Source organism: Desulfosporosinus sp. OT, assembly GCF_000224515.1.
In the GTDB taxonomy this organism is placed as follows: Bacteria; Bacillota; Desulfitobacteriia; order Desulfitobacteriales; family Desulfitobacteriaceae; genus Desulfosporosinus.
This window is the reverse complement of record NZ_AGAF01000214.1, coordinates 18,357-35,752: the sequence shown is the minus strand read 5'-3', so window position 1 is coordinate 35,752 and position 17,396 is coordinate 18,357. Positions and strand designations below refer to the sequence as shown.

The following is a 17,396-nucleotide window of genomic DNA, read 5'->3' as shown; positions in this document are numbered from 1 at the left end:
TAAATATTCTGTAAGGTTAACGTTACAGGAGTAGAGTAATAATGAAAAATAGATTAAAAGAACTTCGTGAATCGCTTGGGTTAACTCAAGAACATTTAGGAGAACTTGTTGGGGTATCGAGACAGGCGATTAACGCTATTGAAACGGAAAAATTCGAACCGTCTATATGGCTTGCTTATGATATTTGCAAAGTATTTAATAGCTCCATAGAGGAGGTTTTTCTTTTTGAAGAAAGTGAAAGAAAATCGAGGGCACAGCAAAGCAAAGGAGTAGGATAAATGGCACTGAGACAACTAAGGTTTTTTGATGATGATATATTAAGAAAGAAGTGCAAGTTTGTTGACTTAATTGATGATAAAATAAGACAAATATTAAATGATATGGCAGATACAATGTACAAAGAACACGGCGGAGGTTTAGCAGCCCCGCAAATAGGTATATTGAAGAGATTGGTTGTTGTAGATATGGGACAAGGGCTTATTAAATTAGTTAATCCAACGATAATTCAGCAGGAAGGAACTCAAGAAGTTGTAGAGGGATGTTTAAGCATTCCTAATATATTAGGAAAATTAAAAAGACCTCAAAAGGTAATGGTTCAAGCTTTAAATGAAAATGGCGAGCAAATTATTTTGACTGGCCAAGGAGATTTGGCAAAGTGTTATTGTCATGAAATAGACCATTTAGAAGGTATTCTTTTTACTGATTTAGTTACTGAATATATAAGATAGCAGATCTTATGCAGCTTAAAGAATACAAGGAGAATTATTATGATCTCGTGATTTAATAAAACGACTCTGAAATGGGCTTCTTTATCCACAAAGGACTGTTAACGAGATGGCAGACGATCCAGGGAGACAATGGTAATACCGTCCGAGCCATAATAATTGAAAAAACGGAGAAGTAGGTTAAGCTGTAAAATAGTGGGCGCCTTCCGGAGTCAAATCTAAAGGTTCGACGTGTAAAAAGGGAAGCTAATTCATATAATCGTGAATTAGCTTCCCTTATAGTATCAAGTCAGAAAGTATAACTTTATATTTCATACTTTTAGGAAGGCCCCTTCTCGCCATCACGGCAAGCGCATAAGGGCAATTAGGCAGCCGCCTTCGCCAAGGCTAACAAGAAGGCTAATACGTGCGAAGACAGTGTCTTCGTGTGGGCACCAGCCAAGTTTTCTTTACATTCAGGTTATAATATTCGTTTTGCGCCAAGGAAGACGGACTGCCAATAAGATCCCAACGTGTAAATGGTTACGCCTTTAGAGCTCGAAGCGTTGATAAATTGTCCATTACCGACAAAGATTCCCACGTGATCAACGACCCCGTTTTTTGCTAGAGAAAAGAAGACTAGATCTCCTGCCTTTAGATTGATAAAAGAGACAGAAGTACCAATTTTATATTGATCACGCGAAACTCTGGGGAGATTTATCCCATGTTTAGCAAAAACATACTGAACAAAACCTGAACAATCAAATCCTGAGGGTGTCGTTCCACCGTACACATATTTAACCCCAATATATTGCTTAGCTGTAGCGATAACGGCACTTGCTTTAGAAGTCTCAGTAGTTGTTTTGGTAGATGAAGAAGGTGTGGTTAGCGAACTTGATGACTTTGCAAGTTGTGTTTTCACCTGTTTTGTTGTAGCTGCAGGAGTATTTGTTTTAGCTGGAGTTGACTTAGTAGGGGAAGGCGTACTTGTTTTAGCAGGAACTATAGTTTTAGGTGCTGGAATACTTTTTGCTACTTCTGGGGGAGCAGATTTTGGTATTGGTAGTGGTTGAGGGTATAAATACCCCATTGCGTTCTTTATTGCTTTTGGATATAAATCACCGGATACTTTCGCAGGTTCTGCTGTGATAATTGTCACAAATAAGAATACAGCAATGACGGGAACATAGAGAAGAAACCACTTCATATTCTTCATATTCTTCATCCTTTCAATACTTTTTGAAGGAGAAAGGGGTTTGAATAGGCCTCTGAAATGACAACGGCATTACGATAGCGAAGTTGTCTTAAGTATAGAGGATATTTTTAGGCTTGTCTTTGGTAAGTTATTCTGAAAATGGAAATCGAAACGAGTTCCTAGGTCAATCGTCAAGGCCCGCAAAATATCTATTAAATAACTTCAGGCGTTTTGGTAAATAATTATTATGAAGCTAAGAATAGTTCGACAAGTTATATCATTATATTTAGGTGATTTTCCATTTACAGGTGTATAATAAAAAGACAAAGGGGGAGATGGCATGAAAGACCTAATAAATAAAGGATTGGCCTTTGGTTTAGGACTTGCAGTCGTTAGTAAAGAACAGATTGAGAAATTTGTTGACGAGATGGTTAAGAAAGGCGAAGTTTCCTCTGCAGAATCGAAAGACTTGATGCGTGAGTTGTTTGAGAAAGGGGAAGCGGAGAAGAAAGAAATGAATGCCCGTATTCGAGAACAATTAGAAAAGTTTTTGAAGGACCTAAATATCCCGACTAAAGCTGACCTGGAGCGTCTGGAAAAACGGATTCAAGAATTGGAAAATAAACAATAGATCAAAAGGGCCTGAACATAGTTCAGGCCCTCATCAGTAAACCTGTGTGTGCTGGGCGATACTCGAACATCGATGTATGAAGGGGACATTTCTATGATTGGGAAAAGGATACGCCATATTAAACGCTATCGGGATGTGGCTAAAGTACTAGCACGCCATGGGTTCGGTTTCTTTGTGGAGGAGATGGGGCTTTTACATATGCTTTCTCTGCCTAAGCGACTCTTCACGGATATGGAAGAGAGTGATCCTATGTCAGTCGGAGAACGGATTCGCCAGGTGATCGAGGAGTTAGGTCCGACTTATGTCAAAATCGGGCAGATTGCTAGTACTCGTGCCGACATCATTCCGGAAGATATCCTCCACGAATTGGAAAAATTACAAGACAATGTTCCCCCTTTTTCTTTCGAGGAAGTCGCCAGAATCATTGAAGAGGAACTGGGCTCTCCAATAGGGGATATTTTTTCTTCATTTGAGGAGAAGGTTATCGCGGCAGCTTCCATTGGTCAGGTTCATCGTGCACAACTACGGACGGGAGAGGTAGTTGCAGTGAAGGTGCAGCGCCCTCAAATTAAGGCAATGATTGAAACTGATTTAGAAATTCTTCTGGACTTAGCCACGTTGGCAGAACACCGGATGGAACGGATGGAACGTCTGCAATTACGAGAGGTTGTTGAGGAGTTTGCCAAGTCACTGCGTAATGAGTTAGATTATTCTATTGAAGCTAGAAATGCTGAGAAAATTGCTAAGCAGTTTAAGAATGATCCGAAGATTCATATTCCATCAATTTATTGGGATTTCTCTACCCGTATCGTTCTCACAATGGAGTTTGTTGATGGTCAGAAACTTAATCAGTTTGAGGAAATCAAAAAAATGGGTTATGACCGAAAAGCCATTGCGGAACAGCTTGTTCAGGCGCTCTTTCATCAGATGTTAATCGAAGGCTTTTTTCATGCTGACCCCCATCCGGGAAATATCTTTCTTTTAAGCGGCGGGGTGATTTCTTTTATCGACTTTGGCATGGTCGGAAGGCTTACCGCAGATATGAAAAATAATTTTGCTTCATTGGTCATCGCCATGATGCGTCAAAGTACGGAAAGTATGATTAAAGCTATCCTTCGGATAGGGATAGTTCCCGATGAAGTCAAACTACCGCTCCTAACCAACGATGTGGACGAATTAAGGGAAAAGTATATGGATGTTCCCATGAGTCGTATTAGCCTTGGTGAGGCAGTTAGTGACCTTTTTGTAGTTGCCTTTAAACATCAAATACGCATTCCCGCAGACTTTACCATGGTAGCAAAGTCCTTACTGATTCTTGAGGGGATCGTAGAAAAACTTGATCCGAAGCTTAGTATTATGGATATGGCCGAACCATTTGGTCGCCGACTCCTCAAGGAACGCTACCGTCCAAGTACGATTGCAGGCAGGGTTTGGCATAACATCTCGGATTATGGGGATCTTTTAGTGGATCTTCCGAAACAAATGAAGGATTTAATGCGTGACTTATTACGAGGGCGAATTCATTTAGAGGTCAGTGTTCCGGAACTTGATATTTTTCTGAGAAAATTGGACCGGATCACGAACCAACTTTCTTTCAGTATTGTCTTGCTTTCGTTTAGCATCGTTATGGCGGGGATCATTATTGCTTCGGCTTTAGGCCACCAACCTATCTTACTTTGGCACATCCCGGTCATTGAGGTCGGTTTTACAGTGGCTACTCTCATGCTGCTTTGGTTGTTGATCTCTATTTTTAAATCTGGGAAGTTTTAGTTCATCACCCTTGGGTTAAGCTAATCCTGAGGTGAACAAAATGTCGTTTGAATTCATCCCCACTCGTGTATTTTACGAGCCAGGCGTTCTTGATTATCCTTTAGGGAAAACTTTAGTGGAACGTTTCCGACGTATGGGGGTGACGGTGACTCCCACTGCCTCCCATAATCGGATTACAGGAATTCCAGGAAATACTCCGGCCGCAGCGTATCGGGAAGCTAAGCGAACATTGGTAATTGGTGTACGGCGCAGTGAGATGTTTCAATCATGTAAACCGTCTGCTCATTATCAGTTGCCCCTAGTCACGAGTTGTCCGGGGATGTGTGAATATTGTTATTTGGCAACAACCTTGGGAAAGAAACCCTATGTCCGGGTTTATGTCAATCTTGAAGAGATCCTAGGCGTGGCTTCACGCTTGATCCAGGAACGATTGCCAGAGATCACCCAGTTTGAAGGAGCTGCAACCTCAGATCCAGTTCCAGTAGAGCGGTATACTGGCGCCTTGAAACAGGCAATCGAATTTTTTGGGCGTGAGCCTAATGGTCGTTTTCGCTTTGTTACTAAGTATACGGACGTTGATAGTTTACTTGATGCCCAACATGAAGGGCATACGCGTTTCCGCTTTAGTTTGAATTGTGAAGAGATAGTGGACAAGTTTGAACATGGGACGCCTTCTCCAGAAGAACGGATTATTGCTTCAGGTAAAATCTTAGAAGCTGATTATCCTTTAGGTTTTATCATTGCGCCTATTTTTAGGTTTGAAGGGTGGCAAGAGGCATATCGACGCCTAATGGAGCGTTCAGCGGAAGAATTAGCAAAAAGGGCTCCGTCTGGTTGGTCCTCAGAGCAATTAACGCTAGAGTTTATCTCACATCGCTTTACTTCGAAAGCTAAGACTAATATTTTGGGAGTTTTTCCGAATTCCTCCTTACCCATGGAAGAAGAGATGCGTAAGTTTAAATATGGACAGTTTGGCTATGGAAAATATATTTATCGACCTGAAGAAATGAAGGAAATGAAAGAGTTTTTCCATGCGCAAGCGAAATGTTATTTTCCCTTAGCCCACGTAGAGTATTTTATTTAGTTTTCTAATAGAGTACCTCATTTCTACCTCGGGTGTTTGGTTCAGTCACCTACACTTTTATCGAGGTTTTAAAAGAGGTACTCCTTTTTTTATACTGGTCAGTTCCAGAGGTTTGAATAAGAAACTAATACATGATTAAACAGAAAGGTAGGTGTATTCGTCTGATATAAGATTATATGATTATGGCCTAATGGTACATAGAAGGAAAAAATAATAATATATAGAATGTTTAGGTTAAAGTGGGAATTAACCAAGTTATTAAAGTTTTATCAAAAGATTCCATAGTGTAAGGTGTAGACTTGAGGCTCGTTGAAAGAATTCAAAACGAGGTGATGATGAAGTGCTCGAACAAAATGTACTGAACGCCGATGAACTCGTACAACAAGCCCATACCCTTGCTCTCGAAAATATCACGGTTTATCACAGGCGAGGAGCTACCCCGTTTCGTAAATTAAGAAAGATCGTCGGGCAACTAGAAGCATATAGTCATGAATTTGAAGTTGACGAAAGCGCGGGTTTTCCTTTATTGCCTGCGATGGAATGGTTGATGGACCATATTGATTTATTTAAGGAACAGAACCTTAATGTTGAGAATAATCTTCCACCGTCATACTATCGACGTTTACCCAAATGGGATGACAAATCTTCACAAACTCGCATTTCCACAATTCTACAAAAATTTCTGCAAAATATGCGTGGACAGGCGAGTTTGCCTATGCTTACCCTGTATATAAGGGCTTTTCAAGATATTTCTACCCTAACGATGGGGGAACTGTGGTCAATTCCGTTATTTTTGCGAATCAGTTTATTAGAAGAACTGGGGGATCTTTTTGATGAGATTTTTGAACGTCATAAAGCCCGTAAACAGGCGGAAGAATTGTTTCAAAAATGGGTGCCTTATCTCGCTGATCCAGATCAACTTAGACTTGAAATTGATCGAACAACAAGTGATCTGAGCGTTCTCCCTACAGTGATTGTCGTTTATCTAATAGGTCGGCTCCGAGACTATGGCGAAGAGGGCATTCCTATTCGTCAATGGATTGAACGTAAAATTAGTTTGCAAACAGAAGGCATCGAAAAATTAATGGGTCATGAACACCAGCTCCAAGCAAACTATCGGGTTACTGCTGGAAATCTAATCAACAGCTTGCGCAACGTATCGCGTTGGAAATGGGAGGAACAGTTTGAATCGTTAAGTACCGTAGAACGGATTTTAGAGCATGACCCGAGCAGGACTTATCTGTTAATGGATTTCGCTAGTCGAGATCAGTTGAGACACGCGGTTGAACATATTGCTAAAGGTCTTAAGATGCAAGAATGTTTAATTGCCCAAACAGCCGTTACATTAGCAGAGAAGTCCTCAGTATCGCCCCTTAGCGAAAATGTTCCTCAAAAACATGTGGGTTATTATCTTGTCGATCAAGGTAAAGACGAGCTTTATAAGGCCTTACAAGCACGTCACAATGTTTGGTCTCAGCCTTTACTGTACTTAAAGCGGCATCCTACCTTCACATTCCTAAGTTCTGTCATATGTTTAGCAATGCTTACATTAGCAATCTTTTGGCAAGTCGTTGGAGGGTCGGATAATCTAAATTTATGGGTGGGCGTAGCTTTGAGCCTAGTCTTACTTGTTCCTGCAAGTGAGTGGAGCTTAAGCATCGTTAATTCTCTCATTCAACATTGCTTTCCCCCGCAACCTCTGTTGAGGTTAGAGTTCAAAGAGGGAGTGCCCCCTGAGGCGGCAACTATGGTGGTCATCCCTTCTTTTTTAGCGAGTGAGACTGACGTTCGAACGTTGTTACACCATGTGGAGATCCATCATTTAGCCAATCAGGATCCAAACATCCATTTCGCAATCTTAGGGGATTTTCGTGACGCCACTGAGGAAACCTTACCCCGAGATGGTCAAATAATCCAGTTTGCGCGCCAAGAACTCGCGAAATTGAATATGAAATATTCTTGTCCGGAGGGGTCAACCTTTTATATTTTGATGCGCAAACGTCTATGGAATCCTAAAGAAGGGGTTTGGATGGGGTGGGAGCGCAAACGCGGAAAATTAACAGAATTCAATGCGCTGTTACTGGGGGATCAGACGACAAGTTATACAGATATCATAGGAAATACAGATGTTTTCTCCAAAATACGGTATGTCATCACCCTAGACTCGGATACAGAGTTGCCAAAGGATGCTGCTAAACATTTGATCGGAACATTGGCTCACCCTCTGAATATCCCCTTGCTTAATGATGAGCAAACCCGAGTTGTTCGCGGCTATGGCTTGTTACAACCCAGAATCCTGGTGAAGCATGAGAGCTTGTATCGTTCACGGCTGGCGCATTGGTTTGCAGGAGTGACAGGGATAGACCCGTATACATTTGCAATTTCCGATCCCTATCAGGATTTATTTGGGCATGGAATTTTTACGGGGAAAGGTATTTATGACTTAACAGTTTTTGATAAAATTCTTAGCCATCGTTTTCCTGACAATACTGTTTTAAGTCATGATTTGTTGGAAGGCGGGTTTTTACGAGCAGGTCTTGTAACTGATATAGAGCTAATGGATGATTTTCCTTCAAATTACTATGCTTACCTTCAGCGCATGCATCGCTGGGTACGTGGTGATTGGCAATTATTGCGCTGGTTTTCTCCGAAGGTACGAAACCGAAGAGGGACGCGTCTTTGGGTTGATCTGCCAATCATCACCCGCTGGCAAATGTTAGACAATCTGCGACGTAGTCTACTCGGTCCCGTCTTATTAGGTTTAACAATCTTTAGTCTTTTAGGATTGCCGGGCTGGAAAATGGGTTGGTTAGGCATTGTTTCTTCAACGATGGGGATTCCTTTTTTTATCCATTCCTTGAATAATATTAGCCAAAGGTTAAAGTGGCGGTGGAGATGGCGAAATCTTTTAGGAACACTGGGACAAATTGCGGTCACTGCCGTGATGCTGCCGTTTAAGAGTGCGATTTTGCTGGATGCCATTTTCCGAACACTTTATAGGTTGCTCTTCTCCAAGAAACATTTATTGGAGTGGGTTACGGCGGCCGATGTCGAACGACAGGCCCCAAAAACAGTGCGTGTTTTCATATGCCGCTTAAGCAAAGGGTATTTTTTTGTGGCGCTTTTATTACTGGGTACCTTTATTTCCGAACGAGATATCGCTGAGCTAGGTCTTGGAATTGCTTTGGTATGGATGTTTGGTCCCTTTCTGGCGTATTGGCTTAGTCAACCGCAACTTGATAAAAAGACCGAAATGCTTGCTGACGAGCGAAACTACGTACGTGCCTTGGCTTATGATACTTGGCGTTTCTTTGAAGTCGTTGTGCAGGAAAAGGACAATTGGCTTCCTCCGGATAATCTACAGGTCGATCCGCCACGGGGTATCGCTCATCGGACCTCTCCTACTAATATCGGGTTACTCTTGGGATCAACCTTGGTAGCTTATGATCTGGGCTATTTAACGACTACGGAACTCATGGATCGACTGGAACATACTTTGGATTCCCTGGAAACGATGCAACGTTGGCAGGGGCATTTCTATAACTGGTATGATACCTGCTCATTAGAACCTCTTTTACCTCTCTATGTGTCCACAGTGGATAGTGGTAATCTGGTCGCTTACCTGTTAACTGTAAAACAAGGAGTCAAGGAGTTGGGAAATAATCTGCTTGTCGATCGAACTACGATCCTGGGAATGTTAGATCGGATTACGAAAGAAGAACAGGATGGCAGCAAGATTTGTGTGGATTTAGTACCAGACTTATATGGTACTCCCTTGACCTCTTGTTCAGATGACATCAAAGGGAGTGTGGAATTAGAGGCTTGGAAACAAAAGCTTGAAGATGCGTTGCAAGAACAGACGATAAGTTGTGTAAGCTGGTATCGGTTGCTTTTGGAAGCGAAGGTTGAGCAGTTTCCCCTCTTAATACAGAAAAGAGTGCATCTTGCGCTTCAAGATCTGAAGGAATTGATCCCGAGTATAGAGTTTATTGAACAACTGGGGACGCTGGATTTTAGGGCAACGAATGAGCTTGAAGGTTACGCAGGTACTGGACAGGAGAATGAAGAAGTTGCCAGCACCCAGGAACGAGTGGAAAGAATAAGGTCACTTTGGGAGGCAGCGCGAACTTTACAAGAGTTCGCCGCGATAAGCAGAGATAGCTTAAAACTATGCGAGGAAATGACTGGAGAGCTTGCTTTGCAGTGGAGGTTAGCCCTAGAAGAAAACCTTATTTCTCAAGGGAATTTTTTAGCTAGAATTCAAACGTTGCAGACACGCTTGGAAAGGTTGGCAATCGAACCAGATTTCCGCCCCCTGTATAATGAAAAGATCCGATTTATGGCAATTGGCTATAATGTCTCCACTCAACAGCGAGATAACTCATACTATGATCTGATGGCTTCTGAAGCTAGGCAGGCTAGCTTTATGGGGATTGCACTCGGTCAACTGCCGACAGAACACTGGTTTGCTTTAGGCCGTACCTTAACTAAAGTAGGACGGAATACAGCTTTGTTATCTTGGACTGGAACGATGTTTGAATATTTGATGCCGCTACTTTTGATGAACTGCTATAAGGATACGCTTTGGGATGAAACTTACAAGGCTGTTGTGGAAAAGCACATATCTTATGCGACTAAGTTAGGATTGCCATGGGGGATATCGGAGTCTGGTTTTTACGCGTTTGATTTTCAGATGAATTATCAATATCAGGCTTTTGGAGTACCGTTTTTAGGACTTAAACGTGGTTTGGGATATGAACGGGTTATCGCACCGTATGCCACTGTATTAGCCTCTTTGATCGATTTCAAAGCGGCTCTTAAAAATTTGAATGTCCTTGAAAAATTAGGGGCCAGAGGAGAGTATGGCTTTTACGAAGCTTTAGATTTCACCAAGGAGCGCTTACCGGAAGCTGAGCAAAACGTCTCAATTAAGAGCTTCATGGCCCATCATCAAGGTATGAGTTTGGTAGCTTTGAGTCACTTATTGCTGGATCGCCCCTTGAGTAGCCGGTTTCATGCGGATCCGCGAATTCAGGCCATAGAACTACTCTTGCAGGAACGAATCTCGCAGAAACCCGTAGTTTTAAAACGTTGGAAATGGACAGCACCGAGACCTCAGCGGGCGTTGGATGAGCATGAGTTTGAACGACAATTTTACAGTGCTGATACTCCTATGCCTGAAGCCAGAATTCTATCCAATGGTCGCTATGTGGTTATGTTGACAAGTAGTGGAAGTGGGTTTAGCCGCTTCGGAGAGTTAGCAGTATCTCGTTGGCGAGAGAATCCGGCTAAAGATCCCTGGGGGAGTTTTTTCTATATTAATGATCTTACGGAACGAAAGATTTGGTCGGCAACCTATCAACCTTGCCATGATAGGTCTGCTAGCGATGAGATGAGTTTCTCGTTAGAGAAGGTGACCTATACTAGGACGAACGATGAAATTCATACCCTTACGGAAATTTCAGTTTCGCCAGAATGGGATGCTGAAATTCGTCGGATCACCTTTACTAATCAAGGGAAGGAAGCTCATATCTTGGAGGTGACAAGTTATTCTGAGGTTGTTTTAGCACCTCAGGCTGCGGATGATGCCCACCCTGCTTTTAATAAACTCTTCATCCACACAGAGTTTTCTGATCAGCCAGAAGCTCTGTTAGCCCAACGGAGAGGTAGAACCCCTGGAGATCACTTTCCTTGGTTGGCGCACTCAGTGAGCGTTGAAGGGAAGACTGTAGGTCCTTTGGAGTATGAGACTGATCGGGCCCGTTTTCTAGGGCGAGGTCAATTCTATGATCGTCCGAAGGCGGTGGTGGAGAACCAACGGCTCTCTGGAACGCTAGGCTCAGTGCTTGATCCAATATTAGCGCTGAGAAGGCGAGTAGAAGTCCCTCCGGGCAAAAAAGTTCGCCTAACTTTTGTAACAGGGGTTGCCGAAACTAGAGAACAGGTGCTAACGATGGTTCAGCATCTTTCCTCCCCCCATCAAGTTGAGCATACCTTGGAATTGGCTTGGAACAGGAGTAGGATTGAACTGAGGTATCTGAACTTGTCGACTCGACAAGCGGACATCTACCAGTGGATGCTCTCCCAGATTTTCTATTTTAACCCCTTGAGGACGATGCGGGCACAAAGTATCATGCGCAACCGAAAGGGACAATCAGCTTTATGGAGCTACGGCATCTCTGGGGACATACCGCTGGTGCTTATTCATGTCTCGGAGATAGAGAATCTAGATTTTGTGAGTTCTGTTCTATTAGCCCATGAATATTGGCGACTGAGAGGACTTAAAGTTGATTTGTTGATCCTCAACGATTTTGTAGGGAGCTACGAACAACCGCTCACAGAGGCCTTGCGCCACTTGGTGTTTGCTAGTTCAGATCGTGATTTTCTAGATCGGCCAGGAGGAGTCTTTATTCGCTCTTCCAACATTATGCCAATTGAAGATAAAATTCTCTTTTCTACGGTAGCTCGCATCTCTTTGCAAGCAAACGGCGGAAACTTGGCTAAACAACTGACAGCCCCTAAAGTAGAGAGTAATCTACCTGCAGCCTTTGTGCCTCTAGAGAGTTGTTGGACTTCGGAGCGGGAGGGGCCACCCGACTACGATAAGGACTTGGCGTTTTTTAATGGATTAGGGGGATTCGTAGCGGAGGGACATGAGTACGCTATTTACCTAAATGATCGCAAGTTAACTCCAGTTCCTTGGTCGAATATCTTAGCCAATCCTTCGTTTGGGACTCAGGTTTCGGAATCAGGGGCAGGATACACGTGGGCAGAAAACAGTCGGGAGAACAAACTGACTCCTTGGAACAATGATCCTGTTATGGATCTGCCTGGTGAAGTATGTTACCTTCGAGACGAAGTCAGTGGGGAATTTTGGTCGCTGACTTGTTTCCCGATTCATGAGGAAGATCCCTATACTGTTTATCATGGTTGGGGGTACAGCCGCTTCAAACATACAAGTCATGGAATTTTTCAAGAAGGGTTAGTGTTTGTTCCCCTGAATGATTCCCTCAAAGTTTGGCAGGTTACATTAAGAAATTTAGGGCAAGCGGTTCGTCAAATTTCACTGACCTACTATGTGGAGTGGGTGTTGGGAGTACAAAGAGAGGTCAATGCACCGTTTATCGTCACTGAGATCGATAAGAGTTCGGGGGCTTTGTTAGCTCGCAACACCTACCAGGAAGTATTCCCAGACAGGAAGGCTTTTCTTTGGGTTCAAACGGTGGGGGAAAAACCCAACCGGACTTGGACTGGGGATCGTATCGAATTTTTGGGGCGCCATGGGTCATTGAAAAAGCCGGCAGCTCTTTCTAGAGTTGCTCTATCGAATTCTAGTGGGATGATGTACAATGCCTGCGGGGCAATTCAAGTAACATTAACCTTAGAACCTGGGGAGGAAAAACAGGTCTTGGTGCTTCTCGGGCAAGCCTGCTCAGGTGAAGAAGTGAGAAGTCTTACGTCTAGCTATGCAGAACCGCTGTTTGTGGCTAAACAGTTGCAAGAGGTCCAGGAATTCTGGGCACAACTAGTTAAGGGTGTGCAGGTAGATACTCCGGATAAGAGTATGGATCTGATGCTCAATGGCTGGTTGTTATATCAAACCTTAAGTTGCCGGATGTGGGCTAGGTCTGCTTTTTATCAAGCTGGAGGAGCCTATGGGTTCAGGGATCAGCTGCAAGACAGTTTAGCAGTTCTACATGTTTTCCCAGAACTGACCAAAGAACAAATCTTGCGCCATGCTGCCCATCAATTTCAAGAAGGGGATGTGCAACACTGGTGGCATGAAGAGACAAAACGTGGGATTCGCACGAAGTTCTCGGATGATTTATTATGGCTACCTTACTGCGTATTGCGTTATCTGGAACATACACAAGACGAGGAACTCTTAGTTCAGGAAGTATCTTTTCTGGAAGATCTCCCCTTGGGGCCGGATGAGGATGAACGGTATTCGGAAACTAAAGTATCGACGGAACGAGCATCTCTCTTTGAACATTGCCTGCGAGCCATCGAACGTTCTTTGCAATTTGGTTCTCATGGTTTGCCCTTAATGGGGACTGGTGACTGGAACGATGGTATGAATAGAGTAGGGCGTGAAGGGAAAGGGGAAAGTGTCTGGCTAGGATGGTTTTTATATACGATCCTAGAAGGATTTGCTGAACTGTGTGAACGCAGGGAGACCGGAGATAGCGCATTTAAGTATCGTCAAATTGCTGAAGAATTAGCTAACAATCTCAACGAAAAGGCTTGGGACGGACAGTGGTACCGTAGGGCTTATTTTGATAACGGACAGCCCTTGGGTTCGGCAGAAAATAAGGAATGCCAGATAGATGCTATTGCCCAAGCTTGGTCTGTGATTTCTGGAGCGGCACCCTATGAAAAAGCAAAACTTGCCATGCTGGCGGTGGATCGAGAACTGGTGAATCGAGAATATTCCTTGGTACGTCTTTTGACTCCACCTTTTGAAAAGACTGATCCTAGTCCAGGCTATATCCAAGGTTATCCGCCTGGAGTGCGAGAAAACGGTGGACAATATACACATGGTGTAATCTGGAGTATTATTGCTTGGGCTAAATTAGGAGAAGGGGATAAGGCTTGGGATCTCTTCCGAATGATAAACCCTATTAATCATGCCCTGACGCCCAGTGAAGTTTTGCGTTATAAAGTGGAACCTTATGTTATTGCTGCTGATGTTTATTCGATTGAACCTAATATTGGCAGGGGAGGCTGGACGTGGTACACAGGAGCAGCGGGCTGGATGTATCAAGCGGGGGTAGAATGGATTTTAGGATTGCAGCGTCGTGGGGAACGTCTATATTTTAAACCATGTATTCCTAAGGCTTGGGGAGAGTATTCAGTGGCCTATCGATTTAAGCAGACTACTTATCAGATCCAAGTTCAAAATCCTTTGCATAAGAACACCGGAGGAAGTAGGTTAGAGCTCGATGGAGGGGAGTTGGAACTTTCGGAACTCTATATTAACTTAATAGATGACGGCTTAGAACATGTTGTGAGGTTGGTTTTATAGACTAGGGAATCGGATAATTACACGCTCAATCTTTTAATTCGTCTTCAATTAAGAGAACACAAACTTCAACTGGCCCATGGACACCTATGGAGAGATCCATTTCAATGTCGGATGTCCGACTGGGACCGGTGATCAGCTCGATTGCAGCGGGAGGACTTCCTGTGGCTGAAATTGCCTCTAGGACCTCAAAAAGGTTGTCCTGTAGTTTAGAAGTCTCGATAAAGGTGAGATGGCGAGGAGGAAGCAGGCTTACTGCCCGTCCTCTTTGGGGATTGCTGTTCATCACAACTGTTCCGGAGAGAGCTATTCCCCAATCAGCACCGGTCACGCCCAGTTCTGCTTGAGCAGCGATTGCGTAACGCTCACGCGTATCCAACGCAGACTGAGGATAGCGGACAAGAGGCCAGTTTAAGGTTGTAAAGGCAGATTCGGCAATAGTAGGGAGCAGGTCCCAAGCTACGATGGCTTGCTGGGCTGGGCGATCTAAAGGGAGCTCTCCAAACCATTCTTTAAGGCACTGGACCGTTTCGTCTGTTGACTTAACAATAGCTCCTTTGCCCCCCAAGGCTTGCCAATTGTGTAAAAAAACCGTCGCTCGTTCCTCGGGGCCCGACAATCGGTATTCGGGAACATGGATAGGCACTGGGTCGGGCGTTTGAGAGGGGGTAGAACGCCCTAATTTTGTCGCCAGTTGACTAATGAAATCGCTTGGAGTTGTCATGCTCTCACCTCATCTTATTGAATTGGGTCTGAATTGGAGGATTTTTCGCTGAGCTTCAGTTCTGACCACATTTGCATGAAGGATTTGGAGGCAACCATAGGAAGAGTACGGCTTTTAGTCCAGTTGGAGAGAGGGGGTGGACCGCCGACGATTCGTTCGTGCTTAACGAAAGGCCGCTGTAAATGAGCACCCATCCGAAGCGCTTGACGTAATCTTTTCTCGTGGGTAAACATGTAGCGGTATCCTTGAAAAATTCTTTTCTCTATTTGTGGAGTATGCCCACTGAGAGTTTTGCGCGCTCTGAGTTTTACTAGGAGGTCATGGAGAGGAATGCGAACCGGGCAGCCTTCGGTGCAAGCACCGCAAAGTGTGGAGAAGTAAGGTAGGTGTCCCCATTTGTCCCAATCTTTTTCTAATAGCGGCGTGATCACTGATCCAATGGGGCCAGCATAAACAGAGCCATAGGCATGGCCACCAATTTGACGATAGACGGGGCATACGTTGAAGCATGCTCCGCAGCGGATACAGTTTAAGGCCCTGCGAAACGTTGTATCCCCCAGAATTTCCGAACGGTTATGGTCCAGGATCACGAGGTGGAATTCCTCAGGGCCATCTGAATCCGAAGAATGCTTTGGGGGAGTGAGGATCGTTGTATAGCTGGAGAGTCGTTGCCCTGTTGCACTTCGACCTAGTAAATTGAGCAAAACGTCGAGTTCTCGAAACGAGGGGACAATGCGCTCCATGCCCATGAGGGTGATTTGAACGCGAGGGAGGGTGCTAACCATCCGTCCGTTGCCTTCATTGGTAACCATTACAATACTTCCGGTATTTGCTACGGCAAAATTGCAGCCAGTAATGCCAATGTCTCCGTGAAGAAACTTTTCTCGCATTTCCTGGCGTACGAATTTGGTTAGAGTAGGGGTATCTGAACTCAAAGTGTGGCCAGCGATGGGTTCAAATAAATCAGCAACCTGCTGCCGGGTTTTATGCATTGCCGGTACGATGATGTGAGAAGGAGGTTCGCCAGCCACTTGAATGATGTACTCTCCGAGGTCGGTTTCAATCACACTAACTCCTTCACTTTCTAGAGCAGAGTTAAGGTGGATTTCCTCGGAAACCATAGATTTGGATTTGATGACGTTTTTAGCGTCATGTTCGTGCACTAGTTTGCGAACAATATCTACGGCTTCTACCGGCGTTTTGGCAAGGTGGACATGCCCGCCGTTTTTTTCAACTTGCTCAATCAGTTGTTTAAGATAAAAGTCAAGATTGGCGACAACCTGAGTTCGTATGGCCTCCCCGGCTAGGCGCCAGTCTTCCCAATCCCCTAGATCTTGGGCTGCTTTGAATTTACCAAGACGCAAACGGTCTGTCGCTCGACGAGTAGCTTTACGTAAAAAATCATCGGCCAGAGCTTTATCGACTCGTTTCTCTACTATTTCCTTATACATGGTCATCCCTGCATTCCCTCCCCGAGTAACTGAATGATATGCATAGTTTTAACGGGTTTGTTGATTTTCTCTAAGTAGCCAGAAATATTCATGAGGCAGCCCATATCCAGGCCTAGGAGTAAATCTGCACCGGATGCTAAAACGTGCTCAGCCTTTTCTGCGACCATTGCTTCGGAGATTTTAGGTATTTTCACAGAGAACGTCCCACCAAATCCACAACAGAGTTGAGCTTCCGGTAATGGAAGAAGTTCCAAGCCTTTAACATGTTCAAGGAGTTTCAAGGGAGGTTCCACGATCTCTAAAAACCGTGTTGCGTGACAAGATGGATGATAGGTAGCCTTCGCCGAATACTTAGCGCCCAGATCGGGTTGCTTCAAGATATCAACAAGAAATTGGGTAAATTCATAGCTTTTGCCAATAAGATCATGGGCTTTAGCTAGGTAGACAGGGTCGTTTTCAAACAGAAAAGGGTAATAGTGATGGATCATCCCAATACATGAGCCGCTTGGGCCGACTACGATTTCACTGTGTTCAAAGGAATCAATGAGCGTACGGGCAACCTCTCGAGCGTCAGAAATATAACCGGAATTAAAGGCTATTTGCCCACAACAAGCTTGTCCCTCGGGAACGTCTACAGTGTGCCCAAGGTATTTTAGTATTTTGGCCATTGTCAGGTCCACTTCAGGATAGAAGGCATTCGTGAGGCAGGTGGCGAAGAGGGAAACTTTCATAAACTACCGTCCCTTCGTAAAATTGTAACAATTTTCTTGGTTTAGTAAGAATAGTATTACCATATAAAGTAGGTTTTGATGCGG

At 44.0% G+C, this 17,396-nt stretch carries 10 protein-coding genes; 6 read left to right on the top strand and 4 right to left on the bottom strand.

The features are described from left to right. Positions 1-41 precede the first annotated feature (41 nt). A complete protein-coding gene (locus DOT_RS20005) occupies positions 42-278 on the top strand; it encodes a helix-turn-helix transcriptional regulator (protein ID WP_009622744.1) in 237 nt (78 codons plus the stop codon). After that, positions 279-728, top strand: a complete 450-nt coding sequence (gene def / locus DOT_RS20000) for a peptide deformylase (RefSeq protein WP_009622742.1) — start codon at positions 279-281, stop codon at positions 726-728. 457 nt (positions 729-1,185) lie between these two features. Here the strand turns inward: def and DOT_RS19995 are convergent, their stop codons facing one another. Then, complete coding sequence (locus DOT_RS19995; RefSeq protein ID WP_009622740.1) at positions 1,186-1,929, bottom strand: C40 family peptidase; 744 nt, start codon at positions 1,927-1,929, stop codon at positions 1,186-1,188. Positions 1,930-2,239: 310 nt separating this feature from the next. On the opposite strand from DOT_RS19995, the gene DOT_RS19990 reads away from it, so the two are divergent. The 4 genes from DOT_RS19990 to DOT_RS19975 all read left to right on the top strand — a co-directional run bounded on the left by DOT_RS19990 (position 2,240) and on the right by DOT_RS19975 (position 14,409). Then, a complete protein-coding gene (locus DOT_RS19990) occupies positions 2,240-2,530 on the top strand; it encodes an ATP synthase subunit B (protein WP_009622738.1) in 291 nt (96 codons plus the stop codon). Positions 2,531-2,623: 93 nt separating this feature from the next. Then, a complete protein-coding gene (locus DOT_RS19985) occupies positions 2,624-4,300 on the top strand; it encodes an AarF/UbiB family protein (RefSeq protein ID WP_009622736.1) in 1,677 nt (558 codons plus the stop codon). Between the two features lie 40 nt (positions 4,301-4,340). After that, positions 4,341-5,384, top strand: a complete 1,044-nt coding sequence (gene splB, locus DOT_RS19980; RefSeq protein WP_009622734.1) for a spore photoproduct lyase — start codon at positions 4,341-4,343, stop codon at positions 5,382-5,384. 340 nt (positions 5,385-5,724) lie between these two features. After that, positions 5,725-14,409: a glucoamylase family protein gene (locus tag DOT_RS19975; RefSeq protein ID WP_009622732.1), complete on the top strand. Its 8,685-nt coding sequence runs from the start codon at positions 5,725-5,727 to the stop codon at positions 14,407-14,409. A 25-nt stretch (positions 14,410-14,434) separates the two neighbouring features. Here DOT_RS19975 and DOT_RS19970 read toward each other — a convergent pair whose 3' ends face one another. Genes DOT_RS19970 through DOT_RS19960 form a run of 3 tightly spaced genes read right to left on the bottom strand, consistent with a single transcriptional unit; the run spans position 14,435 to position 17,312 of the window. Then, positions 14,435-15,130 carry a lactate utilization protein gene (locus DOT_RS19970; protein ID WP_009622730.1) on the bottom strand — a complete coding sequence of 232 codons (696 nt, stop codon included), beginning with the start codon at positions 15,128-15,130 and terminating at the stop codon, positions 14,435-14,437. A 14-nt stretch (positions 15,131-15,144) separates the two neighbouring features. After that, positions 15,145-16,587, bottom strand: a complete 1,443-nt coding sequence (locus DOT_RS19965) for a LutB/LldF family L-lactate oxidation iron-sulfur protein (protein ID WP_009622729.1) — start codon at positions 16,585-16,587, stop codon at positions 15,145-15,147. Further along, positions 16,584-17,312 (bottom strand): (Fe-S)-binding protein, encoded by a 729-nt coding sequence (locus DOT_RS19960; protein ID WP_009622727.1) that lies wholly within the window; start codon positions 17,310-17,312, stop codon positions 16,584-16,586. The genes DOT_RS19965 and DOT_RS19960 overlap by 4 nt, the downstream gene beginning before the upstream one ends. Between the last annotated feature and the right edge of the window lie 84 nt (positions 17,313-17,396).